The 22,377-nt window shown below is 65.9% G+C and carries 29 protein-coding genes; 23 read left to right on the forward strand and 6 right to left on the reverse strand.

Features of this window, described 5'->3' with window-relative positions; all coding sequences use genetic code 11:
* Nucleotides 1–5: 5 nt before the first annotated feature.
* From rplV to K2L43_RS01645, 6 genes are all read left to right on the forward strand, one after another.
* Nucleotides 6–338 carry a 50S ribosomal protein L22 gene (rplV, locus tag K2L43_RS01620; RefSeq protein WP_011803747.1) on the forward strand — a complete coding sequence of 111 codons (333 nt, stop codon included), beginning with the start codon at nt 6–8 and terminating at the stop codon, nt 336–338.
* Between the two features lie 17 nt (nt 339–355).
* Nucleotides 356–1,234: a 30S ribosomal protein S3 gene (gene rpsC / locus K2L43_RS01625; RefSeq protein ID WP_220638373.1), complete on the forward strand. Its 879-nt coding sequence runs from the start codon at nt 356–358 to the stop codon at nt 1,232–1,234.
* 2 nt (nt 1,235–1,236) lie between these two features.
* On the forward strand, nt 1,237–1,653 hold the full coding sequence (gene rplP, locus K2L43_RS01630) for a 50S ribosomal protein L16 (RefSeq protein ID WP_011803749.1): 417 nt from the start codon (nt 1,237–1,239) through the stop codon (nt 1,651–1,653).
* 12 nt (nt 1,654–1,665) lie between these two features.
* Nucleotides 1,666–1,863 (forward strand): 50S ribosomal protein L29, encoded by a 198-nt coding sequence (rpmC, locus tag K2L43_RS01635; RefSeq protein ID WP_011803750.1) that lies wholly within the window; start codon nt 1,666–1,668, stop codon nt 1,861–1,863.
* Nucleotides 1,864–1,872: 9 nt separating this feature from the next.
* Nucleotides 1,873–2,142, forward strand: a complete 270-nt coding sequence (rpsQ, locus tag K2L43_RS01640; protein WP_011803751.1) for a 30S ribosomal protein S17 — start codon at nt 1,873–1,875, stop codon at nt 2,140–2,142.
* Between the two features lie 114 nt (nt 2,143–2,256).
* Entirely contained in the window at nt 2,257–2,763 is a 507-nt protein-coding gene (locus K2L43_RS01645; RefSeq protein ID WP_041835851.1) for a peroxiredoxin, read from the forward strand.
* Between the two features lie 143 nt (nt 2,764–2,906).
* Here the strand turns inward: K2L43_RS01645 and K2L43_RS01650 are convergent, their stop codons facing one another.
* Nucleotides 2,907–3,422, reverse strand: a complete 516-nt coding sequence (locus tag K2L43_RS01650) for a GNAT family N-acetyltransferase (RefSeq protein WP_011803753.1) — start codon at nt 3,420–3,422, stop codon at nt 2,907–2,909.
* A gap of 41 nt (nt 3,423–3,463) precedes the next feature.
* Nucleotides 3,464–4,132 carry a cytochrome b/b6 domain-containing protein gene (locus K2L43_RS01655; RefSeq protein ID WP_220638374.1) on the reverse strand — a complete coding sequence of 223 codons (669 nt, stop codon included), beginning with the start codon at nt 4,130–4,132 and terminating at the stop codon, nt 3,464–3,466.
* 180 nt (nt 4,133–4,312) lie between these two features.
* Between K2L43_RS01655 and K2L43_RS01660 the strand changes: the two genes are divergently transcribed.
* The gene (locus tag K2L43_RS01660; protein WP_220638375.1) at nt 4,313–4,774 is read left to right on the forward strand and encodes a cytochrome c; all 462 of its coding nucleotides are present in this window, start codon (nt 4,313–4,315) and stop codon (nt 4,772–4,774) included.
* Between the two features lie 96 nt (nt 4,775–4,870).
* Here the strand turns inward: K2L43_RS01660 and K2L43_RS01665 are convergent, their stop codons facing one another.
* Nucleotides 4,871–5,374, reverse strand: a complete 504-nt coding sequence (locus tag K2L43_RS01665) for a TlpA disulfide reductase family protein (RefSeq protein ID WP_135149121.1) — start codon at nt 5,372–5,374, stop codon at nt 4,871–4,873.
* Between the two features lie 253 nt (nt 5,375–5,627).
* Here K2L43_RS01665 and K2L43_RS01670 point away from each other — a divergent pair, with 253 nt between their 5' ends.
* From K2L43_RS01670 to ptsP, 5 genes are read left to right on the forward strand one after another with little or no spacing between them, the layout of a single operon-like run.
* Complete coding sequence (locus K2L43_RS01670; protein WP_220638376.1) at nt 5,628–6,191, forward strand: hypothetical protein; 564 nt, start codon at nt 5,628–5,630, stop codon at nt 6,189–6,191.
* Nucleotides 6,188–7,426 carry an MFS transporter gene (locus K2L43_RS01675; protein ID WP_220638377.1) on the forward strand — a complete coding sequence of 413 codons (1,239 nt, stop codon included), beginning with the start codon at nt 6,188–6,190 and terminating at the stop codon, nt 7,424–7,426. Before K2L43_RS01670 ends, K2L43_RS01675 begins: the two co-directional genes overlap by 4 nt.
* A complete protein-coding gene (locus tag K2L43_RS01680; protein WP_011803759.1) occupies nt 7,423–7,872 on the forward strand; it encodes a PTS sugar transporter subunit IIA in 450 nt (149 codons plus the stop codon). Before K2L43_RS01675 ends, K2L43_RS01680 begins: the two co-directional genes overlap by 4 nt.
* Nucleotides 7,841–8,110: an HPr family phosphocarrier protein gene (locus K2L43_RS01685; protein ID WP_011803760.1), complete on the forward strand. Its 270-nt coding sequence runs from the start codon at nt 7,841–7,843 to the stop codon at nt 8,108–8,110. The genes K2L43_RS01680 and K2L43_RS01685 overlap by 32 nt, the downstream gene beginning before the upstream one ends.
* An 18-nt stretch (nt 8,111–8,128) precedes the next feature.
* Nucleotides 8,129–9,898, forward strand: a complete 1,770-nt coding sequence (ptsP, locus tag K2L43_RS01690; RefSeq protein WP_220638378.1) for a phosphoenolpyruvate--protein phosphotransferase — start codon at nt 8,129–8,131, stop codon at nt 9,896–9,898.
* A 71-nt stretch (nt 9,899–9,969) separates the two neighbouring features.
* Here the strand turns inward: ptsP and lipA are convergent, their stop codons facing one another.
* Genes lipA through K2L43_RS01705 form a run of 3 tightly spaced genes read right to left on the reverse strand, consistent with a single transcriptional unit; the run spans nt 9,970 to nt 11,968 of the window.
* On the reverse strand, nt 9,970–10,950 hold the full coding sequence (lipA, locus tag K2L43_RS01695; RefSeq protein ID WP_011803762.1) for a lipoyl synthase: 981 nt from the start codon (nt 10,948–10,950) through the stop codon (nt 9,970–9,972).
* A 17-nt stretch (nt 10,951–10,967) separates the two neighbouring features.
* A complete protein-coding gene (gene lipB, locus K2L43_RS01700; protein ID WP_041838775.1) occupies nt 10,968–11,660 on the reverse strand; it encodes a lipoyl(octanoyl) transferase LipB in 693 nt (230 codons plus the stop codon).
* An 11-nt stretch (nt 11,661–11,671) separates the two neighbouring features.
* Complete coding sequence (locus K2L43_RS01705; protein ID WP_088887827.1) at nt 11,672–11,968, reverse strand: YbeD family protein; 297 nt, start codon at nt 11,966–11,968, stop codon at nt 11,672–11,674.
* A 240-nt stretch (nt 11,969–12,208) separates the two neighbouring features.
* Between K2L43_RS01705 and K2L43_RS01710 the strand changes: the two genes are divergently transcribed.
* The 11 genes from K2L43_RS01710 (at nt 12,209) to K2L43_RS01760 (ending at nt 22,285) form a co-directional block, all read left to right on the forward strand.
* Nucleotides 12,209–12,697, forward strand: coding sequence for an ATP synthase subunit I (locus tag K2L43_RS01710; RefSeq protein WP_123674819.1), 489 nt, complete (start codon nt 12,209–12,211; stop codon nt 12,695–12,697).
* A gap of 22 nt (nt 12,698–12,719) precedes the next feature.
* The gene (gene atpB / locus K2L43_RS01715) at nt 12,720–13,583 is read left to right on the forward strand and encodes a F0F1 ATP synthase subunit A (protein ID WP_011803766.1); all 864 of its coding nucleotides are present in this window, start codon (nt 12,720–12,722) and stop codon (nt 13,581–13,583) included.
* A 51-nt stretch (nt 13,584–13,634) separates the two neighbouring features.
* Complete coding sequence (atpE, locus tag K2L43_RS01720) at nt 13,635–13,883, forward strand: F0F1 ATP synthase subunit C (RefSeq protein WP_011803767.1); 249 nt, start codon at nt 13,635–13,637, stop codon at nt 13,881–13,883.
* A gap of 35 nt (nt 13,884–13,918) precedes the next feature.
* On the forward strand, nt 13,919–14,389 hold the full coding sequence (locus K2L43_RS01725; RefSeq protein WP_011803768.1) for a F0F1 ATP synthase subunit B: 471 nt from the start codon (nt 13,919–13,921) through the stop codon (nt 14,387–14,389).
* Nucleotides 14,390–14,400: 11 nt separating this feature from the next.
* Complete coding sequence (locus K2L43_RS01730) at nt 14,401–14,943, forward strand: F0F1 ATP synthase subunit delta (RefSeq protein WP_103738590.1); 543 nt, start codon at nt 14,401–14,403, stop codon at nt 14,941–14,943.
* Nucleotides 14,944–14,989: 46 nt separating this feature from the next.
* Nucleotides 14,990–16,549 carry a F0F1 ATP synthase subunit alpha gene (atpA, locus tag K2L43_RS01735; RefSeq protein WP_011803770.1) on the forward strand — a complete coding sequence of 520 codons (1,560 nt, stop codon included), beginning with the start codon at nt 14,990–14,992 and terminating at the stop codon, nt 16,547–16,549.
* A gap of 18 nt (nt 16,550–16,567) precedes the next feature.
* Nucleotides 16,568–17,434, forward strand: a complete 867-nt coding sequence (gene atpG / locus K2L43_RS01740; protein ID WP_011803771.1) for a F0F1 ATP synthase subunit gamma — start codon at nt 16,568–16,570, stop codon at nt 17,432–17,434.
* A 42-nt stretch (nt 17,435–17,476) separates the two neighbouring features.
* Nucleotides 17,477–18,883 carry a F0F1 ATP synthase subunit beta gene (gene atpD, locus K2L43_RS01745; protein WP_196994539.1) on the forward strand — a complete coding sequence of 469 codons (1,407 nt, stop codon included), beginning with the start codon at nt 17,477–17,479 and terminating at the stop codon, nt 18,881–18,883.
* Between the two features lie 75 nt (nt 18,884–18,958).
* Nucleotides 18,959–19,375: a F0F1 ATP synthase subunit epsilon gene (locus tag K2L43_RS01750; protein ID WP_047349359.1), complete on the forward strand. Its 417-nt coding sequence runs from the start codon at nt 18,959–18,961 to the stop codon at nt 19,373–19,375.
* 130 nt (nt 19,376–19,505) lie between these two features.
* Nucleotides 19,506–20,606, forward strand: coding sequence for a ligase-associated DNA damage response exonuclease (locus K2L43_RS01755; RefSeq protein WP_220638379.1), 1,101 nt, complete (start codon nt 19,506–19,508; stop codon nt 20,604–20,606).
* Nucleotides 20,606–22,285, forward strand: a complete 1,680-nt coding sequence (locus K2L43_RS01760; protein WP_220638380.1) for an ATP-dependent DNA ligase — start codon at nt 20,606–20,608, stop codon at nt 22,283–22,285. The genes K2L43_RS01755 and K2L43_RS01760 overlap by 1 nt, the downstream gene beginning before the upstream one ends.
* Nucleotides 22,286–22,377: the final 92 nt, after the last annotated feature.

Here is a 22,377-nt window from a genome sequence, read left to right on the forward strand (position 1 = left end):
CGACCATGTCTGAAACACGTGCAGTCCTCCGGGGCGTCCGTCTGTCGGTGGACAAGGGTCGCCTGGTCGCTGACCTGATCCGCGGCAAGAAAGTGGACCAAGCCCTGAACATCCTGGCCTTCACGCAGAAAAAAGCTGCCGTGATCGTCAAGAAGGTGCTGGAGTCCGCCATCGCCAACGCCGAGCACAACGACGGCGCCGACATCGACGACCTGAAGGTCAAGACCATCTTCGTCGAGCAAGGCACCACGCTCAAGCGCTTCACCGCGCGCGCCAAGGGCCGCGGCAACCGTATCAGCAAGCCTACGTGCCACATCTACGTGACCGTGGGTAACTAAGGCCAATAGGAACGAATATGGGACAGAAAATCCATCCTACCGGCTTTCGCCTATCGGTCAGCCGCAACTGGGCCAGCCGTTGGTATGCCAGCAACCGTGACTTCGCCGGCATGCTGGCCGAAGACATCAAGGTGCGCGAGTACCTGAAGGCCAAGCTGAAGAACGCCGCCGTGTCGCGCATCCTGATCGAGCGTCCTGCCAAGAACGCCCGTATCACGATCTTCTCGGCACGTCCGGGTGTGGTGATCGGCAAGAAGGGCGAGGACATCGAGAACCTGAAGAAGGAACTCGCCACGCGCCTGGGCGTGCCGGTGGCCGTGAACATCGAGGAAGTGCGCAAGCCCGAAATCGATGCCAAGCTGATCGCCGACTCGATCACCCAGCAGCTCGAAAAGCGCATCCAGTTCCGCCGCGCCATGAAGCGCGCGATGCAGAACGCGATGCGCCTGGGCGCCCAGGGCATCAAGATCATGTCCTCGGGCCGTCTGAACGGCATCGAAATCGCGCGTACCGAGTGGTACCGCGAAGGCCGCGTGCCGCTGCACACCCTGCGCGCCGACATCGACTACGGCACCTCCGAAGCCAAGACCACCTACGGTGTGATCGGCGTGAAGGTGTGGGTCTACAAGGGCGACACACTGGGTCGTAACGACCTGCCAGCCGCAGAAACGCCGCGCCCTGAAGAAGAGCGTCGCCCCCGCGGTCCCCGTCGTGACGGTCGTGGCGATGGCCGCCCTGGCGACCGCGCCGGTGCAGGCCGTGGTGGCCGCCGCCCGATGGGCACCAATGCAGCCCCTGCCGACGGTAGCGACAAGCCCGCCGGCGCTGGTGGCGATTCCGTTAAGCGCGTCAAGAGCGCGCCCGCTGCCGCAGCGGCGGACGGTAAAGGAGAATAAACATGCTGCAACCTGCTCGCCGCAAGTTCCGTAAGGAACAAAAAGGCCGCAACACCGGCGTTGCCACACGTGGCAATTCGGTAGCTTTCGGTGACTTCGGCCTGAAGTGCACGGATCGTGGCCGTCTGACGGCCCGCCAGATCGAGGCCGCACGCCGTGCGATCTCCCGCCACGTCAAGCGTGGTGGCCGTATCTGGATCCGCGTGTTCCCCGACAAGCCGATCTCTACCAAGCCCGCTGAAGTGCGTATGGGTAACGGTAAGGGCAACCCCGAGTACTACGTGGCTGAGATTCAGCCCGGCAAGGTGGTGTTCGAGATCGTTGGCGTGCCCGAAGAACTGGCCCGCGAAGCGTTCCGCCTGGCTGCCGCCAAGCTGCCGCTGCGCACCACGTTCGTTGCCCGTCAGATTGGCGCCTAAGGAGAAATCAACATGACGAAATCTGCTGAACTCCGCCAAAAAGACGTGGCCGGCCTGGAAGCCGAAATCAAATCGCTGCAAAAGGCCCATTTCGGCCTGCGCATGCAAAAGGCCACGCAACAGCTGGGCAACACTGCCACGCTGAAGGCCACGCGCCGCGACATCGCCCGCGCCAAGACCATTCTTGCTGAAAAGCAAGCCGCCAAGTAAGGAGCCGACATGACGGAAGCTAAAAAATCCCTCAAGCGCACCTTGGTTGGCAAGGTGGTCAGCGACAAGCGTGCAAAGACCGTGACCGTGCTGGTCGAGCGCCGTGTGAAGCACCCCATCTACGACAAGATCATGATCAAGTCGAGCAAGTACCACGCCCATGATGAGAATGGCGAGTACAAGATGGGCGACACCATCGAGATCACGGAGAGCCGTCCGCTCTCCAAGACCAAGAACTGGGTGGCCACGCGCCTGGTGCAAAAGGCCGGGCTGCTCTAAGCCTTCGCAGACGCCGTCTGCGCGCCTCCGAGAAACGACCCACAATGTGGGTCGTTTTTCTTTTTGGGGCCCGCAGATCCTGCCGGGGCCCTCCAACCCAGCAAGGAGATTCTCATGATCCAAGTCGGCGACACGCTGCCCGCCATCACACTGATGGAGTACTCGGAAGTCGAGGGCAATGGCTGCAGCCTCGGCCCGAACCCGGTGGATGTGCAAAAGGCCGCCGCGGGCAAGACGATTGCGCTGTTCGCGGTGCCGGGCGCCTTCACACCCACCTGCTCGGCCAAGCACGTACCCGGCTACGTGGAGCAGGCGGGCGCCCTGAAGGCTGCCGGCGTGGATGAGATCTGGTGCCTGTCGGTGAACGATGCCTTCGTGATGGGCGCGTGGGCGCGCGACCAGAAGACCGATGGCAAGGTGCGCATGCTGGCGGACGGCGACGCCGCCTTCGCCAAGGCCACCGGTCTGACGCTGGACTTGAACGGCAAGGGCCTGGGCCTGCGCAGCAACCGCTATTCCATGCTGGTCAAGGACGGCAAGGTGGTTGCCCTGAACGTCGAGGCGCCGGGCAAGTTCGAGGTGAGCGACGCCGCTACGCTGCTCGGCCAGGCCAAGGGCTGAGGCTGCTGGTGCTGGCATCGGAGGGCTCCGGTGCTGGCACCACGCCGCAGGCGAAACGCCGCCCCGTCGCGAGATGCGGGTGGCTTTGCTATTATTTGAATAGCTATTAACGCTTTCCTGATAAGCGCTAGAGGCCCAAAAGGTTAGTAAATTTCCGCTTTCAGGTAGTGCGAACCCGGCAGGGGGTTGTGGTAATACGGCGGTATTTCCTCGAAGCCCAGTTCGGAATACAGCGCACGCGCCGATTCCATGCCGTCCAGCGTGTCCAGCAACACGCAGGCATAGCCGGCCTGCCGTGCCTGGTCCAGCATGGCCTCGGCCAACTGCCGCCCCAGGCCGAAGCCGCGGAACGCCTTGCGCACGTACAGGCGCTTCATCTCGCAGGCGTTGGGGTAGTCGGCGGTGTCCAGCGGCCGCAGGGCGCAGCACCCGGCAATGCTGCCCTCCACTTCGGCCAGCAGGATATGGCCGCGCGGCGGCGCATATTCGCCCGGCAGGGTGGCGAGTTCCTGCGCAAAGTTCTGGAACGACAGGTCCACGTCCAGGGTGTCGGCATATTCCTGGAAGATGTCGCGCACCACGTGCATCTCGTGGGGCAGGGCGGGGCTCAGCAGCGTAATGTCAGGGGAATGGTCCACTGTGCAGAAAGAATCCGGCATGAAAAAGGCAGGGGCCAGTGTAGCCGCACCGCTGTGGGCACTCAAAAAGCCCCCAGGCTGGCGACCCACCAGGCCAGCAGCGCGCTCAGAGCCGCCACAAGGGCCGCCCCTGCGCGGCTGAGCGCATCGTCGCGCGACGCGGGTGTGGCCCCGGGCAGTTGACGATCGCCGTGCACCATGGCACCCACCAGGGCCTGACGGCGCACCAGGGCGTAGAAAACAATCGCCGCCAGGTGCAGCGCGACGAGCCCCAACAGCAGGAATTGGCCCACGTCCTTGTGATACCAAGTGGCCTGCGATACCCACTCGCCAGAAACGAAACGCGTGAGCGGACCAGCGAAGGCGATCTCGTCGTCGCTCAGCAGGCCGGTGCCTACCTGGGCCAGCAGCACCGCCAGCAGGGCAAAGACCGACAGTGCACCCAGCGGCGAATGGCCCGGGCTGGTCACCTTGCCTTCCTGGTGGGCGAAGTGGCTGCGCAGGCGCGCGGGTGTGGGCAGGAAGCTCGCAAAACGCGACCAGCGTCCGCCCACCAGGCCCCAGGCCAGGCGAAAGGCCAGCAGCGCCAGCATCACGTAGCCCAGCCGCAGATGCCACTGCATGGCGTTGCCGCCCAGCTTGGCGGTGACGACCAGGGCGACGGTGGTCACGGCGAGCGACCAGTGGAACAGCCGGGTCGGCAAATCCCAGATGCGTACGGTGTGCGGCATGGCGAAGCGGGGGAGCGGAGGACGCGGCTATTGTGCCCAGCGTGCCCCCGTCGGGCTATATCCGACTGCCCCTCGGGCGCATGCGACCATGGCGTCACGCGGCCGCGCCATACTGCGCGCCGGCGCAGGGCGTCCAGCCGTCGCCGCAGCCATTCCCTTCCCCACGACAAGGTGCATTCCATGCCAATCAAAGCCCTCGCTCTTGCCGCCACCGCAGCAGCCGCCACGCTGGTGTCGCTGCCCGCCGCTGCCCAGTTCGCCAAGCCAGAAGACGCCATCAAGTACCGCCAGGGTGCGCTGTTCGTGATGGGACAGCATTTCGGCCGCATCGGCGCAATGGCCAATGGCCGCGTGCCGTTCGACGCGAAGGCTGCGCAAGAGAATGCCGATACCGTCGCCGCCCTGGCCGCTTTGCCGTGGGCCGGCTTCGGCCCCGGCACGGACAAGGGCGCGCCCACCAAGGCCAAGCCCGGCGTGTGGACCGAACAGGCCAAGTTCCAGGAGCATGCCGACAAGTTCCAGGCCGAGGCCGCCAAGCTGGCCGCCGCCGCCAAAACGGGCCGCCTGGACAACCTGAAGACCGCGTTCGGCCCGGCGGCCAATTCCTGCAAGGCGTGCCACGACGCCTACCGCGCACGTTGATGCGCTATTGAACTAGTAGCTGCTAGCGCTTGCTGCATAAGCGCGAAAGGCCGATTTCGTTCAGGAACTCGGCCTTTTTTTCTGAAGAAAGGTGCTTCAGGCTTCGGCCAGCAGGCGTTCGATGAGCTTGTGCAGCTCCTCGAAATCGGGTGCGCCGATGTAGCTCTTCACGATCTCTCCGCGCTTGTTGACGATGTACGTGGTGGGGGTGAGCTTCACGTCGCCCCAGGCCTTGGCCACGGCGCCGGTGTTGTCGATGGCCACCTTGAACGGCAGCTTGCGCGTCTCGGTGAAGTTGACCACGTAGCTCGGCGGGTCGTAGCTCATGGCCACGGCCAGCGTCTCGAAGCCCTGGCCTTTGTATTTGTCGTAGGTCGCGACGATCTCGGGCATCTCCGCCACGCAGGTGGTGCAGCTGGTGGCCCAGAAGTTCACCAGCGCCACCTTGCCCTTGAGGTCGGCGGTGGTCTGCTGCGAACCGTCGAGCAGAACGAACGTGGACTGCGGTGCTTGGGACGTGCCAGAGCCCAGCACCACCACGGCGCCCATGGCAGCGCCCGCCACCAGGGCGCCCGCCGCCAGCCATTTCTTGATCTGCATAACCAGGTACTCCGTGTGGGCCGCCGTTCGGGTGGCCGTTCGTGTGTTTGACGCGATAGGTACGGGATTGTGCCGCGCGGGGCGTTCCAGCACTCGCCACCATGGGATTGCCAGCAAGGCGGTAAGTTCACCGGACGGCCGGCCGCGAGCGCGCGGTTTGCGCCAGCGTAAAGCCCTGGGGTCCATACCGTGCGCCGTCTAGAGGGGCAACCGCCAGCAGCCAGCCAGGGCGGCGCTGGGAATAATCAGGCACATGACCCTTGCTCCTGCCGGCGCGCGCCGTCTCCTGACCCTGGCCTTCGCGGCCAGCATGCTGGCGCTGGCCGCCTGCAGCCCTGCGCTGAATTGGCGCAGCGTCACCTTGCCCGACGCCGGCCTGGCGCTGACGCTGCCCTGCAAGCCCGAGTATGCGAGCCGGCCCGTGGACCTGGGCACGGGTGCCGTGCCGCTCGCCATGGTCGGCTGCGAGGCCGATGGCGCCACCTTCGCCGTATCCCACATGCCGCTGGCCGAAGCGGCGCAGGCCGGGGCGATGCTGGCGCGCTGGCAGGCGGCCGTACAGGCCGGCATGCGCGCTTCGCAGCCGGCTGCACCCGTCGCCTTCGTGCCCACGCGCGCGCTGGCTGTGCCGCAGTCGGTGCGGCTGCAGGCGCAGGGCCAGGCGCCCCGCGGCTCGGCCGTCACCGTCGATGCCGTGTGGTTCGCGCGCCTGGAGGGCGGCCAGGCACGTCTGTACCACGCGGCGGTCTATGCGCCGCGCCGCACGACGGCCACGGCGGCTGACACCTTCTTCGCCAGCCTGGCGCTGCAGCCATGAGCGTGCTCACGCGGCGCACGGCCGTGGTCGTCTTCCTGGCCTTTGCGTTCACCTACTTCATCTCGGCGCTGCTGCGCGCGATCACCGCCACTCTGGCGCCCACACTGGAGGCCGAGTTCCAGTTGCACGCGCGCGACCTGGGGCTGCTGGCGGGTGGCTACTTCCTGGGTTTCTCGCTCACGCAACTGCCGCTGGGCCGGTGGCTGGATCGTCACGGCCCGCGCACGGTGCTGCTGGGCTTTCTGGGCGTGGCGGTGGCGGGGTGCCTGGTGTTCTCGTGGGCCACGGGCTTCTCGGGGCTGCTTGCGGGGCGCATGCTGTGCGGCGCGGGCGTCAGCGCCTGCCTGATGGCTCCGCTCACGGGATTCCGGCGCTGGCTGGAGCCCGGTGCGCAGCTACGCGCCAACTCCTGGATGCTGATGACCGGTTCGCTGGGCATGGTGGCGTCCACGCTGCCGGTGCAGTGGCTGCTGCCACTGGCAGGGTGGCGCCCGTTGTTCTGGGGGCTGGCGGCGCTCATCGTGCTGGCCATGGCGCTGCTGGCGCTGGGCGTGCCGCGCTGGCCGCAGGCGCCGGCAGAGTCGGGAGCAGGCGTAGAAACGGGCTATGCACAGGTGTGGCGCCATCCGTACTTCCTGCGCACGGCGCCGCTGGGCTTCTTCTGCTATGGCGGCATGGTCGCGGTGCAGACGCTGTGGGCCGCGCCCTGGATGCAGCACGTGGCCGGCTATACGCCGTTGCAGGCCGCCACCGGACTGTTCTGGATCAATGTGAGCATGCTGATCACCTTCTGGACCTGGGGCATGGCCAGCCCGTGGTTGCTGCGTCGCGTGGGCGGGGCCGACCCGGTGATGGCCGCGAGTTTGCCGCTGTCGCTGCTGGTGCTGGCGGGCATTGTGTTGGCGGGCGGACGTGCGGGCGCCGCGGCCTGGGCGCTGTATTGCGTGTCATGCACCAGCGTGGCGCTGTCGCAGCCCGCGGTGGCATTGGCGTTCCCGCAGGCGCTGGCGGGGCGCGCGCTGTCGGCGTACAACCTGGTGATCTTTGCGGGGGTGTTTGCCGTGCAATGGGGTATTGGCCTGGCGGTGGACGCGTTCGTGGCCGCCGGGCTGGACATGGCGCGCGCCTACCGGGCCGCCATGGCGCTGCACCTGGCCTGCACGGCGGGAGCCTATGCATGGTTCATGGCGCGGCGCGGGCACGGTGATAATGCACTGCACTGCAGTACCCCATGAATACGCGCCTTCTCATCATCGCCCACGCCCCTTTGGCCCATGCGCTGCGTGAATGCGCGCTGCACGTGTTCCCCGACTGCTGGCAGGAGGTGCTGGCGCTGGACGTGCCGCCCCATGAGGCCCCCGAGGCCACGCTGTCGGCCGCCCGCGCGCTGATGGAGCAGCAGGGCGAGGCCTCGGTGCTGGTGCTGAGCGACCTGTTCGGCGCCACGCCCTGCAACGTGGCCCAGCGGCTGGTGGACGGCCTGCAGTCCCGCCTGGTGGCGGGCGTGAACCTGCCCATGCTGCTGCGCGCCGTGAGCTACCGTAGCGAGCCGCTGGATGCGCTGGTGGCACGCGCCCTCGTGGGTGGCACGCAGGGCGTGATGCAGGTGGGCGCGGCTGCGCCGCAGAATCAAAACCGACGTCCGTCTCATGATCAAGAAGAACATCACCATCAGCAATAAGCTGGGCCTGCATGCCCGCGCCTCCGCCAAGCTCACCAAGATGGCGGGCAGTTTTCCCTGCGACGTCTGGATGCGCAAGGGAGAGCGCCGCATCAATGCCAAGAGCATCATGGGGGTGATGATGCTGGCGGCGGGCATGGGGTCCGAGGTCGAGATCGAGACCGATGGTGCGCAGGAGCAGGAAGCCATGGATGCGCTTGTCGCGCTCATCGATGGCAAGTTCGGCGAGGGCGAATAAACCGCAGGCGAGGCACGCATGACCTTCTCCATCCACGGTCTGGCTGTCGCGCGCGGCATCGCCATCGGGCGGGCGGTGCTCGCGGTATCCAGCCGCATGGAGGTGGTGCACTACTTCATCGAGCCCGGCCAGGTTGAGGCCGAGATCCTGCGTGCGCGCCGCGGACGGGACGCGGTGGCCGAGGAGCTGCAGCGCCTGCAGGCCGACATGCCGCACGACGCGCCGCCCGAGCTGGCCGCGCTGCTGGACGTGCACCTGATGCTGCTGCAGGACGAGATGCTGGTCAACGGCGTCAAGCACTGGATCACCGACCGCCTCTACAACGCCGAGTGGGCGCTGACCACGCAGCTGGAGATCATCAGCCGCCAGTTCGACGAAATGGAGGACGACTACCTGCGCGAGCGCAAGGCCGACCTGGAGCAGGTGGTGGAGCGCATCCTGCGCCACATGCGCGGCGTGGCCAGCCCCGTCGCGCCGCCGCCCTCCGCCCCGCGCCGCCAGGCCGAGGCGGGTGCGGAGGCGGAGTTCCTGCTGGGCGGCGCGGCCGATGCGCCGCTGGTGCTGGTGGCGCACGACCTGTCGCCGGCCGACATGCTGCAGTTCAAGCAGAGTGTGTTCGCCGGCTTCGTGACCGACGTGGGGGGCAAGACCAGCCACACGGCCATCGTGGCGCGCAGCATGGACATCCCCGCCGTGGTGGGTGCGCGCCGCGCCAGCCAGTTGGTGCGACAGGACGACTGGGTCATCATCGACGGCGATGCCGGCGTGGTCATCGTCGACCCCACGCCGATCATCTTGGCGGAATACGGTTTTCGCCAGCGCCAGATCACGCTGGAGCGCGAGCGCCTCATGCGGCTGCGCCACACGCCGGCCGTCACGCTGGATGCGCAGGCCATTGAGCTGCTGGCCAACATCGAGCAGCCCGGTGATGCGGGTGCCGCGTTGCGCGCAGGCGCGGCGGGCGTGGGGTTGTTTCGCAGCGAATTTTTGTTCATGGGCCGCAGCGGCCGCCTGCCGGACGAGGAGGAGCAGTACCGCGCCTACCGCGAGGCGGTGGAGGGCATGCAGGGCCTGCCCGTGACCATCCGCACCGTCGATGTGGGCGCCGACAAGCCGCTGGACAAAGGGCACAAGGACAGTTCGCTCAACCCGGCGCTGGGCCTGCGCGCCATCCGCTGGAGCCTGGCCGATCCGGCCATGTTCCGCACCCAGCTGCGCGCGGTGTTGCGCGCTGCGGCACACGGCCCGGTGCGGCTGCTGTTCCCCATGCTCGCGCATGTGAGCGAGATCCGGCAGACGCTGGCCCAGGTGGACCTGGCGCGCGCCGAGCTGGACGCACGCGGCGCTGCCTACGGTGCGGTGCAGCTGGGCGCCATGATCGAGGTGCCGGCTGCGGCGCTCATGGTGCGCCAGTTCCTGCGCTACTTCGACTTTCTCTCGATCGGCACCAACGACCTGATCCAGTACGCGCTGGCCATCGACCGCGCGGACGAGGCCGTGGCCCACCTGTACGACCCGTTGCACCCGGCCGTGCTGCGGCTGGTGGCCGACGTGATCGCGGAGGGCGCGCGCCAGGGCAGGAGCGTGAGCGTGTGCGGCGAGATGGCGGGCGACGTCGCCATGACCCGGCTGCTGCTGGGCCTGGGCCTGCGCAGCTTCTCGATGCAGCCGGCGCAGATCCTGGCCGTCAAGCAGGAGGTGCTGCGCGCCGACGCGCGCAAGCTGGGCGAGTGGGCGCAGCAGCTGTTGGATGCGGACGATCCGGCTGCGTCGTTGCAAGCGCCCTGATCGCTATTTAAATAATAGCTGCTGGCGCTTGTCAGTATTGGCCTGGAGGTCGATTTGACTTGTATTCCGAGTCAAACGCCAGCGGCGTGCGCCTGCTGGTCGGCATGGTAGCTGGAGCGCACCATGGCACCCACTGCGGCGTGGCTGAAGCCCATCTTGTAGGCTTCTTCCTCGAACATCTTGAAGGTGTCGGGGTGCACATAGCGCCGCACGGGCAGGTGGCTGTTGCTGGGGGCGAGGTACTGGCCGATGGTCAGCATCTCGATGCCATGTGCGCGCATGTCGCGCATGACTTCCAGAATTTCCTCGTCCGTCTCGCCCAGGCCCACCATCAGGCCGCTCTTGGTGGGCACGCCGGGGTGCAGTTGCTTGAACTTCTTGAGCAGGTTGAGGCTGAACTGGTAATCGGAGCCGGGGCGCGCTTCTTTGTACAGGCGCGGCACGGTTTCCAGGTTGTGGTTCATCACGTCCGGGGGCGCGGCCTTGAGGATTTCGAGCGCACGGTCGTCGCGGCCGCGGAAGTCGGGCGTGAGGATCTCGATCTGCGTGCTGGGCGAGAGTTCGCGGGTACGCTGGATGCACTCCACGAAGTGGCCCGAGCCGCCGTCGCGCAGATCGTCACGGTCCACGCTGGTGATGACCACGTACTTCAGGCGCAGCGCGGCAATCGTCTTGGCGAGGTTCAGCGGCTCGTCTTTGTCCAGCGGGTCGGGGCGGCCGTGGCCCACGTCGCAGAACGGGCAGCGGCGCGTGCACTTGTCGCCCATGATCATGAACGTGGCCGTGCCCCTGCCAAAGCATTCGCCGATGTTGGGGCAGCTGGCTTCCTCGCACACCGTGTGCAGCTTGTGCTCGCGCAGGATGTTCTTGATCTCGTAAAAGCGCGTGGTGGGACTGCCTGCCTTCACGCGGATCCACTCGGGCTTCTTGAGCACCTCGCCCTGCTCGACCTTGATCGGGATGCGCGACAGCTTGGCCGCGGCCTTCTGCTTGGCCAGCGGGTTGTAGGCTTCGGTGGACTGCGCTTCGCGCACGACGTCGGGAGTGCTCATGGCTGCTGAGGGAGAGGTCAGGGCGCGAGGCGGCGTGCGAGCTGTTGGCCCAGCATGGCCGCGGCATCGTCCCAGGGGATGTGGACGCCGATTGTAGAAAGGTCCACCGTTTGCAAACCTGCGTAACCGCAAGGGTTGATGCGGGAGAAGGGTTCCAGGTCCATGGCGACGTTCAGCGCCACACCGTGGTAGGTGCAGTGGCGCGCGACCTTGATGCCCAGCGCGGCGATCTTGCCCAAGCCGGTGAAGTCCGGCTGGGGTGGGCCGTCGGCGTGGGCACGTTTTTGCGGGCGCTGCGGCAGCATGCTGTGGCCGTGCGGATCGTCCAGGCGCACGTAGATGCCGGGCGCGCCGGCCACGCGGTGGCCCGTCACGCCGTAGTGGCCCAGCGTGCGGATCACGGCTTCCTCAATGCGGTACACGTATTCCTTGACGTAGTAGCCCGCACGGCGCAGATCGATGAGCGGATAGGCCACGACCTGGCCGGGGCCATGGTGCGTCACCTGCCCGCCGCGGTTGGTGGCAACGACGGGGATGCCGCCGGGCGAGAGGACGTGGTCGCTCTTGCCGGCCAGGCCCTGCGTGTACACCGCGGGGTGCTCACAAATCCACAGCTCGTCGGGCGTCTCGTCAGTGCGCTCCTCCGTGAAGCGCTGCATGGCAGCCACCGTGGCCGGGTAGTCCACCCGGCCCAGCATGCGCAGCTCCATGGTGCGGACGTTCAGAGCACGACCTTGACCATCGGGTGCGAGGTCAGGGCCCGGTACAGATCATCGAGCTGCTCCCGGCTGGTGGCAGTCACGGTGATGGTCACGCCCAGGTAGTTGCCCGCGCGGCTGTCGCGCAACTCGATGGTGGAGGCGTCGAAGTCGGGGTCGAAGCGGCGCGCAACCTCGGTGACGGCATGCACGAACCCGTTCACGTTTGCTCCCATGACCTTGATGGGAAAGCGGGACGGATATTCGATCAACGAGTCCTTGCGAGGATCGGCGGAAGAGGGCTGGTTGGGCGTCGTCATTAGGCTCTTTCAAGGCCGGCGGGGCCGAAGGGAAGGGGGTGCCCCAAGCGGGTGGCGATGGTATACCCGCGGTTCGCTGTGGCTTTAGGCGGGCCCCGTGGCCGCGCTGCACCACAATGGGCGTTGGCGCGTTGCCACAATGGTGCGGCTATGTGCAGTGATCCACCCGCGCTCCGTTACCGATTGTGGATCGGCCGGGGTTTTTACTTATAATCAAGGGCTTTGTGAAAGTTTTGGTCTGTGGCGCAGGCGTCTTCCAACGATAAAAAAATCGCCTCCGAGACTGAATCTGAGGTTGAGGATTCCGACTTCAAGCCCCTGACCGCACAAGAGGCGCAGGAGTGGCGCTCACGCCATCCGGCGCTGTCGGTCTGGCGCATTGTCTGGGGCCAGGCGGCGGTGGGGGCGGTAGTGGCCCTGCTGGCATGGTGGCTGACGGGCAGGCTGCCGGTGGCATGGTCCGCCGGGTACGGGGCTCTGTCCGTCGTGGTGCCGGCGGCGCTGTTTGCCCGTGGCATGGCGCGCAGGCGCTCCACGGCTGGTGCTGCGATGGTCGGGCTTCTGGGTTGGGAGTTGGTCAAGATTGCATTGACCGTCGCCATGTTGGCGGCGGCGCCCCGGGTAGTGCCGGGGCTCAGCTGGCTGGCGTTGCTGGTCGGCATGGTGGTAACGATGAAAACGTACTGGATCGCGCTGCTGGCGCGGCCTGGTGTCCGACGAACCGATTGATATTTGAGAGAAGAGTTGTCCGATGGCCGCAGATGCGCACGCCCCGACTGCAAGTGAATACATCGTTCACCACCTGCAGCATCTCCAGAACATCAAGCAGAAGTCCATCATCGACTTCTCGGTTGTCAACCTCGATTCCGTTGCCGTCAGCGTGATCTTGGGTGTTTTGGGTCTGTTCGTCATGTGGCTCGCTGCCCGCACGGCCACTTCCGGTGTGCCAAGCCGCTTCCAGGCGGCTGTCGAGATGCTGGTCGAGATGGTGGATAACCAGGCCAAGGCCAACATCCACAACGCGCAAAGCCGTAAGTTCATTGCACCTCTGGCGCTCACCGTGTTCGTCTGGATTTTCCTGATGAACGCCATGGACCTGCTGCCGGTGGACCTGCTGCCCGTGCTCTGGCAGGTCGCCACAGGTGACTCGCATGCCTACCTGCGCGTCGTTCCCACCGCCGACCTGTCCACCACCCTGGGCCTGTCCAGCGCCGTGCTGATCCTGTGCTTCGTGTACAGCATCAAGATCAAGGGGCTGGGCGGCTGGGCGCATGAACTGGTGACCGCGCCCTTCGGCACCAGCAAGAACCCTGTTTTCGCCCTGATCCTGGGCGTGGTCAATCTGCTCATGCAGATCATTGAATACGTTGCCAAGACCGTGTCGCATGGCATGCGACTGTTCGGCAACATGTACGCTGGTGAGTTGGTGTTCATGCTGATTGCCCTGATGGGTGGCGCAGCGGCTATGTCGCTCTCTGGTGTGTTGCTCCCCGTGGGGCACATCATTGCGGGCTCTATCTGGGCGATCTTCCACATCCTGATCATCACCCTGCAGGCCTTCATTTTCATGATGCTGACGCTGATTTATCTCGGCCAGGCGCATGAAGCTCACTGATCCTTTCGTTTCCTTTCTCAACCTTCCTTTCTTTTCATCCTAGGAGTCATCATGGAAAACATTCTCGGTCTCGTCGCTCTGGCTTGTGGTCTGATCGTGGGCCTCGGCGCTATCGGCGCTTCGATCGGTATTGCCCTGATGGGTGGCAAGTTCCTGGAATCCTCCGCACGCCAGCCTGAGCTGATCAACGAACTGCAAACCAAGATGTTCATCTTGGCAGGTCTGATCGACGCCGCCTTCCTGATCGGCGTGGCCATCGCTCTGCTGTTCGCTTTCGCCAACCCCTTCGTTCTGGCCTAAGCCTCCGTCAACGCCCTAGAAAGAAAGGTGTTGCCGTGAGTATCAACGCGACCCTGTTCGTTCAGGCCATTGTTTTCCTGATCCTGGTGCTGTTCACGATGAAGTTCGTGTGGCCCCCGATCACGAAGGCGCTGGATGAGCGAGCCCAGAAAATCGCCGATGGTCTCGCAGCTGCCGATCGTGCCAAGACCGAGCTTGCTGCTGCCGACCAGCGTGTGAAGCAGGAACTGGCTGCCGCCAGCAACGAAATCGCGACACGCTTGGCCGACGCTGAGCGCCGCGCACAGGCCATCATCGAAGAGGCCAAGGCGCGCGCCAACGACGAAGGCAACAAGATCGTCGCTGCTGCCCGTGCCGAGGCCGAGCAGCAAGCGATCCAGGCACGTGAAGCCCTGCGCGAGCAGGTGGCGGCCCTGGCCGTCAAGGGGGCTGAGCAGATTCTCCGCAAGGAAGTCAATGCCGGCGTTCATGCCGATCTGCTGAACCGTCTGAAGACCGAGCTGTAAGGGAGCATTCAATGGCTGAACTCGCCACCATTGCCCGCCCTTACGCCGAGGCGCTGTACAAGGCCTGCACCGACCAAGCCGGTGTGGACCTGAATGGCGCTACAGCCTGGGTGGACGAGCTGGCGGCGATTGCCGCCAATCCCCAATTGCGCCAACTGGCGGACAACCCCAAGGTGACGGGCGAGCAGGTGTTCGACGTCATCGTGGGCGTGGCCCGCTCGGCGTTGCCTGACCTGGCCAAGAACTTCCTGCGTACCGTGATCGATAACGGGCGCGTGCAGGCGCTGCCTGAAATCGCGGCCCAGTTCCGTACGCTGGTCAATCGCAGCCACGGCACTTCGGATGCCGTGGTGTACAGCGCCTTCCCGCTGGATGCGGGCGCTCTGACCGATTTGGGTGCCACGCTTGAAAAGCGCTTCGGTCGCAAGCTTAATCTCTCCGTGCAGTTGGATGAGACCCTGATCGGCGGCGTGCGCGTGGTGGTGGGCGACGAGGTGCTCGACGCTTCCGTCAAAGCCCGTCTGGAACAAATGAAAGCTGCCCTCACCGCCTGATGGGCGTGAGGTCTCGGCTATACCCCCAAGAAAGAAGGAAAGAGTCATGCAACTCAATCCCGCAGAAATTTCTGAACTGATCAAGAGCCGCATCGAAGGTCTGGCAGCCAGCAGCGACATCCGTAACCAGGGCACCGTGGTGTCCGTGACCGACGGTATCGTGCGCGTCCACGGCCTGTCGGACGTGATGCAGGGCGAAATGCTCGAATTCCCTGCCGCGGCAGACGGCCAGCCCTCCTTCGGCCTGGCCCTGAACCTCGAGCGCGACTCCGTCGGCGCCGTGATTCTGGGCGAGTACGAACACATTTCTGAAGGCGATACCGTGAAGTGCACGGGCCGCATTCTGGAAGTGCCGGTGGGCCCGGAACTGATCGGACGCGTGGTGAACGCTCTCGGCCAGCCGATCGACGGAAAGGGTCCGATCAATGCCAAGATGACGGACGTGATCGAGAAGGTCGCTCCCGGCGTGATCGCGCGCCAGTCCGTGGACCAGCCGCTGCAAACCGGCCTGAAGTCCATCGACTCCATGGTGCCAATCGGCCGTGGCCAGCGTGAGCTGATCATCGGCGACCGCCAGACCGGCAAGACGGCAGTGGCCATCGACGCCATCATCAACCAGAAGGGCCAGGGCGTGACGTGTATCTACGTCGCCATCGGCCAGAAGGCATCGTCGATCAAGAACGTGGTGCGCGCCCTGGAGCAGGCCGGCGCCATGGAATACACCATCGTCGTGGCGGCTTCGGCTTCCGAGTCCGCCGCCATGCAGTACGTGTCGGCCTACTCCGGCTGCACGATGGGCGAATACTTCCGCGACCGTGGCGAAGACGCGCTGATCGTGTACGACGACCTGTCCAAGCAAGCTGTGGCCTACCGCCAGGTTTCGCTGCTGCTGCGCCGCCCGCCAGGCCGCGAAGCCTTCCCCGGCGACGTGTTCTATCTCCACAGCCGCCTGCTGGAGCGTGCAGCCCGTGTGAATGCCGACTATGTGGAAGCCTTCACCAAGGGCGAGGTCAAGGGCAAGACGGGTTCGCTGACCGCACTGCCCGTGATCGAAACCCAGGCCGGCGACGTGTCTGCCTTCGTTCCAACCAACGTGATCTCGATCACCGACGGTCAGATCTTCCTGGAAACCAGCCTGTTCAACGCTGGTATCCGCCCCGCCATCAACGCCGGTATCTCGGTGTCGCGCGTGGGTGGTGCCGCCCAGACCAAGCTGATCAAGGGCCTGTCCGGCGGTATCCGTACCGACCTGGCCCAGTACCGTGAACTCGCGGCGTTCGCGCAGTTCGCCTCCGACCTGGACGAAGCCACGCGCAAGCAGCTGGATCGCGGCGCCCGCGTGACGGAACTGCTCAAGCAGCCCCAGTACAGCCCGCTGAGCACGGCCCTGATGGGCGCGACGCTCTTCACGGTGAACAAGGGCTTCCTGGACGACGTGGACGTGAAGAAGGTGCTGGCCTTCGAAGCCGGCCTGCACCAGTACCTGAAGACGAGCCACGGTGCGCTGCTGGACCGCCTGCAGCAGAACCGCGCGTTCGACAAGGAAGGCAAGGACGAGGCCGAACTGACGCAAGCCATCACGGCGTTCAAGAAGTCGTTCGTTTAAATCGGACGAGGAACCATCATGGCAGCAGGTAAGGAAATACGCGGCAAGATCAAATCGGTGGAAAACACCAAGAAGATCACCAAGGCCATGGAAATGGTGGCCGCGTCCAAGATGCGCAAGGCGCAAGACCGCATGCGTGCCGCCCGACCCTATGCCGAGAAGGTGCGCAACATTGCCGCCCACCTCGGCGAGGCCAACCCTGAGTACGTGCACCCTTTCATGAAGGCGAACGATGCGAAGGCGGCTGGCATTATTGTCGTGACGACCGACAAGGGCCTGTGCGGAGGTATGAACACCAACGTGCTGCGCGCCGTCACCACCAAGCTGCGCGAACTGCAGTCTACGGGTGTCGATGTGCAGTCCGTCGCTATTGGCAACAAGGGGTTGGGCTTCCTCAACCGCGTGGGTGCCAAGGTCGTGGCGCATGCCACCGGGCTGGGCGATACGCCGCACCTGGACAAGCTGATCGGACCGGTGAAGGTGCTGCTGGATGCTTACGCGGAAGGCAAGATCAACGCGGTGTACCTCAGCTACACCAAGTTCATCAACACCATGAAGCAGGAATCGGTGGTGGAGCAGTTGCTGCCCCTGTCGTCCGAGCAGATGCAGGCCCAGAAGACCGGCCATGGTTGGGATTACATCTACGAGCCTGACGCGCAGAGCGTGATCGACGAACTGCTGGTGCGCTATGTCGAGTCGCTGATCTACCAGGCAGTGGCAGAGAACATGGCCTCGGAGCAGTCCGCGCGCATGGTGGCCATGAAGGCCGCCACCGACAACGCCGGTAACGTCATCAACGAGCTCAAGCTGGTCTACAACAAGACGCGCCAAGCGGCGATCACGAAAGAACTTTCGGAGATCGTTGCAGGTGCCGCGGCAGTCTGATGCCGCCTTCGGGTCTCGGTTTAAATTTTTGGAGCAAATCAAATGGCTCAAGTGCAAGGCAAGATTGTTCAATGTATCGGCGCCGTGGTGGACGTGGAGTTCCCGCGCGACCAGCTGCCCAAGGTGTATGACGCCCTGAAGCTCGAGGGCTCGCCCCTGACGCTGGAAGTGCAGCAGCAGCTGGGCGACGGCGTGGTGCGTACCATTGCGCTCGGTTCTTCGGACGGCCTCAAGCGTGGCCTGATGGTCACGAACACCGGCAACCCCATCACCGTGCCCGTGGGCAAGGCCACGCTGGGCCGCATCATGGACGTGCTGGGCAACCCCATCGACGAGCGCGGCCCCGTGGACCAGAGCCTGACGGCTTCCATCCACCGCAAGGCCCCCGCTTATGACGAGCTCAGCCCTTCGCAGGAACTGCTCGAGACCGGCATCAAGGTGATCGACCTGGTGTGCCCGTTCGCCAAGGGCGGCAAGGTGGGCCTGTTCGGTGGTGCCGGCGTGGGCAAAACCGTGAACATGATGGAGCTCATCAACAACATCGCCAAGGCGCACTCGGGTCTGTCCGTGTTCGCTGGCGTGGGTGAGCGTACCCGCGAGGGCAACGACTTCTACCACGAGATGGCCGACTCCGGCGTCGTGAATCTGGAGAGCCTGGGCGAGTCCAAGGTGGCCATGGTCTACGGCCAGATGAACGAGCCCCCGGGCAACCGTCTGCGCGTGGCCCTGACCGGCCTGACCATCGCCGAGTCCTTCCGCGACGAAGGCCGCGACGTGCTGTTCTTCGTGGACAACATCTACCGTTACACGCTGGCCGGTACCGAAGTGTCCGCCCTGCTGGGCCGGATGCCTTCCGCCGTGGGCTACCAGCCGACGCTGGCCGAGGAAATGGGCCGTCTGCAAGAGCGTATTACCTCGACCAAGGTCGGGTCCATCACGTCCATTCAGGCCGTGTACGTGCCTGCCGACGACTTGACCGACCCGTCGCCCGCCACCACCTTCGCCCACCTGGACTCCACCGTGGTGCTGTCGCGTGACATCGCCGCTCTGGGTATCTACCCTGCCGTGGACCCGCTGGACTCCACCAGCCGCCAGCTGGACCCGCAGGTCGTGGGTGAAGAGCACTACCAAGTGGCCCGCCAAGTGCAGGGTACCCTGCAGCGCTACAAGGAACTGCGCGACATCATCGCAATTCTGGGTATGGACGAGCTGGCGCCCGAGGACAAGCTGGTCGTGGCCCGTGCCCGCAAGATCCAGCGTTTCCTGTCGCAGCCGTTCCACGTGGCCGAGGTGTTCACGGGCTCGCCTGGCAAGTACGTGCCGCTGTCCGAGACCATCCGCGGCTTCAAGATGATCGTGGCTGGCGAATGCGACCACCTGCCCGAGCAGGCCTTCTACATGGTGGGCACCATCGACGAAGCCTTCGAAAAGGCGAAGAAGGTGGCCTGATGGTCCGAAGGCCGGCCCCGCGTCCGGCCCTCGTGAGCCCCACAGGCTTGCCATTCCCTTTTTCTAGGAGCAAAGATGAACACCATCCATGTTGATGTGGTCAGTGCCGAAGAGTCCATCTTCTCCGGCGAGGCGCGCTTCGTCGCGCTGCCCGGCGAAGCGGGCGAATTGGGCATCTATCCGCGCCACACGCCACTCATCACCCGCATCAAGCCGGGTTCGGTGCGCATCGAATTGCCTGACGGCAATGAAGAGTTCGTTTTCGTGGCCGGTGGCATTCTGGAAGTGCAGCCCGACTGCGTGACCGTGCTGTCCGACACCGCCATCCGTGGCCATGACCTGGACGACCAGAAGGCGCAGGAAGCCAAGGCTGCGGCCGAGGAAGCCCTGAAGAACGCCAAGAGCGAGATCGATCTGGCGCGCGCCCAGGCCGAGCTGGCCGTGATGGCAGCGCAGATTGCCGCGCTGCGCAAGTTCCGCCAGAAGCGCTGATCGACTGGTCGCCTTCCATCGCAAAAGCCGCCTTCGGGCGGCTTTTGTCGTTATGGGTGGGCCCGCTATGGCGCTCGTCCATCGGCGCCGTCCGACGCCAGCCAGGCCCAACGCGACGCTAGCATGGGCCATGGTCAACCCTTTGGCAGAGACTGCGGCAGGCGACCTGGTGGTAGCGCGCCCCGAAGGGCTGTATTGTCCACCGGGTGGCTTTTACATCGACCCCTGGCGGCCGGTGGACCGGGCCGTCATCACCCATGGCCATGGCGACCACGCGCGGCGCGGACACGGACACTACCTGGCGCACGAGCACAGCGCGGGTGTCCTGCGCGGTCGGCTGGGGGCGGACATCGCCTTGCAGACGCTGGCTTACGGCGAACCCCTGCACCACAACGGCGTGCGTATCTCACTGCACCCTGCGGGCCATGTGCTGGGCTCGGCCCAGGTGCGGCTGGAGCACGGCGGTCGCGTATGGGTGGCCTCGGGGGATTACAAGCTGGAGGCCGACGGCACCTGCGCGCCGTTCGAGCCCGTGCGCTGCGATACGTTCATCACCGAATCCACCTTCGGCCTGCCCATCTACCGTTGGCCCGCCCAGGCCGTCCTGCAAGCCCAGGTCAACCACTGGTGGCGTTCCAACGCGGCCCTGCGCCGCCCTTCGGTGCTGTTTTGCTACGCGTTCGGCAAGGCCCAGCGCATCCTGCATGGCGTAGATGCCAGCATTGGTCCGCTGCTCATGCATGGCGCGGTGGAGCCCCTCAATGCCGCTTACCGCGCCGCCGGCGTGCGCCTGCCGCCCACGCAGGGGGCCACCGACGCGTCACTGGACGCCGCGACGCGCGAGACCGCACTGGTGCTGGCGCCGCCCTCGGCCCAAGGCAGTCCGTGGATGCGCCGCTTCCCACGCCACGCCGATGCCTTTGCCAGCGGCTGGATGCAGCTGCGTGGCACGCGTCGCCGCCGCGGGGTGGATCGTGGTTTCGTGCTCTCCGATCACGCAGACTGGCCGGGCCTGCAGCAGGCGATTGCCGCCACGGGGGCCGAGCGCGTGTTCGTCACCCACGGCAGCGTGACCGTCATGGTCCGCTGGCTGCGCGAGCAAGGGCTGGATGCCCAGGCTTTCGCCACCGAATACGGCGACGAGGACGAGGCAGCGCCGGCCGACGCGCCAACTGCAGCGCCCACTGCACCGGAAGCCGACGCAGGCGACGCGGCCGGAGGCACCTCCTGATGCAGGCCTTTGCCGCGCTCTACCAGGCGCTGGATGCCAGCACGTCCAGCCTCGCCAAGCAGGCCGCGCTGCGCGACTATCTGCGGGGTGCGCCACCCGAGGATGCCGCCTGGGCCGTCTACTTCCTCGCGGGTGGCAAACCACGCCAACTCGTGCCCACCAAGCTGCTGCGCGCGGTGGCGCGCGAGGCGGCGGGGTTGCCGGAATGGCTGTTCGACGAAAGCTACGAGGCTGTGGGCGATCTGGCCGAGACCATCGCACTGCTGCTGCCCCCGCCCACGCAGGCACACGCCCTGGGGCTGGCCGCATGGATGCGCGAACACCTCTTGCCGCTGCGCGGCCTGGCGCCCGACACCCAGGCTGAACGGCTGGGTGCGCAATGGGCGCGGCTGGCGCCCGAGGAGCGGCTGGTGTACTTCAAGCTCATCACGGGGGCCTTCCGCGTGGGCGTGTCGCGCTTGCAGGTCACGCAGGCGCTCGCGGCCGTGAGCGGCGTGGACGCCAAGCGCATCGCCCAGCGCCTCATGGGCTACACCCACGTGGGCGCGCAGCCCGGGGCGGCCGACTACCAGCGCCTCGTGACGCCCGAGGGAGATGGTGCGGGCGCGCAGGCTGCGGAGGCCCAGGGCCATCCCTATCCCTTCTTTCTGGCGCACCCGCTGCAACTGCCGGTGGCGCAGTTTGACGCCGCGCTCGGCCCGCCGGCGGACTGGATCGTGGAATGGAAGTGGGACGGCATCCGCGCCCAACTCGTGCGGCGCGCGGGCGCCACTTGGCTGTGGTCGCGCGGGGAGGAGTTGGTGACCGATCGCTTCCCCGAACTGCAGGCGCTGGGCGACGAAGCCCTGCCCGACGGCACGGTGCTCGACGGCGAGATCGTCGTCTGGCAGCCCGCGCGAGCGGCTGCGCCGGCGCAGCTGCGCCCGTTTGCCGACCTGCAAAAGCGCATCGGCCGCAAGTCGCTGGGCCCCAAGCTGCTGCGCGAGGTGCCCGTGGTGCTGCTGGCCTACGACCTGCTGGAGGAACACGGCCAGGACCTGCGAGGCCTGCCGCTGCAGGCACGGCGCGCGCGGCTGGACGCGCTGCTGGCGCGCACCGACCACCCGGCGCTGGTGCCCAGCCCGGTGCTGCAGGGACAGAGCTGGGCCGAACTGGCACGCCTGCGGGACAGCGCGCGTGCCCTGGGCGTGGAGGGCATGATGCTCAAAGGGCGCACGGCGCACTATGGTGTGGGCCGCACCCGGGACGTGGGCATCTGGTGGAAGTGGAAGATCGACCCGATGAGCGTGGACGCCGTGCTCATCTATGCGCAGCGCGGCCACGGGCGCCGCGCCAGCCTGTACAGCGACTACACGTTCGCCGTGTGGAGTGCGCCGCAGGGCACCCAGGGGCGCACTCTGGTGCCGTTTGCCAAGGCGTATTCGGGCCTCACCGATGCCGAGATGGCGCGGGTGGACGCCATCATCCGCAAGACCACGGTGGAGAGCTTCGGCCCGGTGCGCAGCGTGCGGCCCACGCTGGTGTTCGAGCTGGGCTTTGAGGGCATAGCGCGCAGCGCGCGGCACAAGAGCGGCATCGCCGTGCGCTTCCCGCGCATGCTGCGCTGGCGTGAAGACAAGCCGGTGGACGAAGCCGATTCGCTGGATACGCTGGCAGCGCTGTTGCCTGCTACGCCCTGATCTGGTGCTATGAATACAAGAGCTGCTGGCGCTGGATGGACGGGCGCTGCGGGCCATTTCCCCTTGAAATGCCATGGCCCCGTGCGGCGGCA

Source organism: Diaphorobacter sp. MNS-0 (genome assembly GCF_019602835.1).
Taxonomy (GTDB): Bacteria; Pseudomonadota; Gammaproteobacteria; order Burkholderiales; family Burkholderiaceae_C; genus Diaphorobacter; species Diaphorobacter nitroreducens.

Excerpts from the sequence above, each read along its gene's own strand:
- atpD (WP_196994539.1), top strand. The coding sequence starts at position 17,477 with ATGGCTCAAGTGCAAGGCAAGATTGTTCAATGTATCGGCGCCGTGGTG.
- rpmC (WP_011803750.1), top strand. The coding sequence starts at position 1,666 with ATGACGAAATCTGCTGAACTCCGCCAAAAAGACGTGGCCGGCCTGGAA.
- ptsP (WP_220638378.1), top strand. The coding sequence starts at position 8,129 with ATGACCTTCTCCATCCACGGTCTGGCTGTCGCGCGCGGCATCGCCATC.
- rplV (WP_011803747.1), top strand. The coding sequence starts at position 6 with ATGTCTGAAACACGTGCAGTCCTCCGGGGCGTCCGTCTGTCGGTGGAC.
- lipB (WP_041838775.1), bottom strand. The coding sequence starts at position 11,660 with ATGGAGCTGCGCATGCTGGGCCGGGTGGACTACCCGGCCACGGTGGCT.
- K2L43_RS01755 (WP_220638379.1), top strand. The coding sequence starts at position 19,506 with ATGGTCAACCCTTTGGCAGAGACTGCGGCAGGCGACCTGGTGGTAGCG.
- rpsQ (WP_011803751.1), top strand. The coding sequence starts at position 1,873 with ATGACGGAAGCTAAAAAATCCCTCAAGCGCACCTTGGTTGGCAAGGTG.
- atpB (WP_011803766.1), top strand. The coding sequence starts at position 12,720 with ATGGCCGCAGATGCGCACGCCCCGACTGCAAGTGAATACATCGTTCAC.
- K2L43_RS01680 (WP_011803759.1), top strand. The coding sequence starts at position 7,423 with ATGAATACGCGCCTTCTCATCATCGCCCACGCCCCTTTGGCCCATGCG.
- K2L43_RS01730 (WP_103738590.1), top strand. The coding sequence starts at position 14,401 with ATGGCTGAACTCGCCACCATTGCCCGCCCTTACGCCGAGGCGCTGTAC.
- K2L43_RS01645 (WP_041835851.1), top strand. The coding sequence starts at position 2,257 with ATGATCCAAGTCGGCGACACGCTGCCCGCCATCACACTGATGGAGTAC.
- rpsC (WP_220638373.1), top strand. The coding sequence starts at position 356 with ATGGGACAGAAAATCCATCCTACCGGCTTTCGCCTATCGGTCAGCCGC.
- K2L43_RS01665 (WP_135149121.1), bottom strand. The coding sequence starts at position 5,374 with ATGCAGATCAAGAAATGGCTGGCGGCGGGCGCCCTGGTGGCGGGCGCT.
- K2L43_RS01685 (WP_011803760.1), top strand. The coding sequence starts at position 7,841 with ATGATCAAGAAGAACATCACCATCAGCAATAAGCTGGGCCTGCATGCC.
- K2L43_RS01675 (WP_220638377.1), top strand. The coding sequence starts at position 6,188 with ATGAGCGTGCTCACGCGGCGCACGGCCGTGGTCGTCTTCCTGGCCTTT.
- atpG (WP_011803771.1), top strand. The coding sequence starts at position 16,568 with ATGGCAGCAGGTAAGGAAATACGCGGCAAGATCAAATCGGTGGAAAAC.
- atpA (WP_011803770.1), top strand. The coding sequence starts at position 14,990 with ATGCAACTCAATCCCGCAGAAATTTCTGAACTGATCAAGAGCCGCATC.
- K2L43_RS01650 (WP_011803753.1), bottom strand. The coding sequence starts at position 3,422 with ATGCCGGATTCTTTCTGCACAGTGGACCATTCCCCTGACATTACGCTG.
- K2L43_RS01750 (WP_047349359.1), top strand. The coding sequence starts at position 18,959 with ATGAACACCATCCATGTTGATGTGGTCAGTGCCGAAGAGTCCATCTTC.
- lipA (WP_011803762.1), bottom strand. The coding sequence starts at position 10,950 with ATGAGCACTCCCGACGTCGTGCGCGAAGCGCAGTCCACCGAAGCCTAC.
- K2L43_RS01670 (WP_220638376.1), top strand. The coding sequence starts at position 5,628 with ATGACCCTTGCTCCTGCCGGCGCGCGCCGTCTCCTGACCCTGGCCTTC.
- rplP (WP_011803749.1), top strand. The coding sequence starts at position 1,237 with ATGCTGCAACCTGCTCGCCGCAAGTTCCGTAAGGAACAAAAAGGCCGC.
- K2L43_RS01760 (WP_220638380.1), top strand. The coding sequence starts at position 20,606 with ATGCAGGCCTTTGCCGCGCTCTACCAGGCGCTGGATGCCAGCACGTCC.
- K2L43_RS01705 (WP_088887827.1), bottom strand. The coding sequence starts at position 11,968 with ATGACGACGCCCAACCAGCCCTCTTCCGCCGATCCTCGCAAGGACTCG.
- K2L43_RS01660 (WP_220638375.1), top strand. The coding sequence starts at position 4,313 with ATGCCAATCAAAGCCCTCGCTCTTGCCGCCACCGCAGCAGCCGCCACG.
- atpE (WP_011803767.1), top strand. The coding sequence starts at position 13,635 with ATGGAAAACATTCTCGGTCTCGTCGCTCTGGCTTGTGGTCTGATCGTG.
- K2L43_RS01655 (WP_220638374.1), bottom strand. The coding sequence starts at position 4,132 with ATGCCGCACACCGTACGCATCTGGGATTTGCCGACCCGGCTGTTCCAC.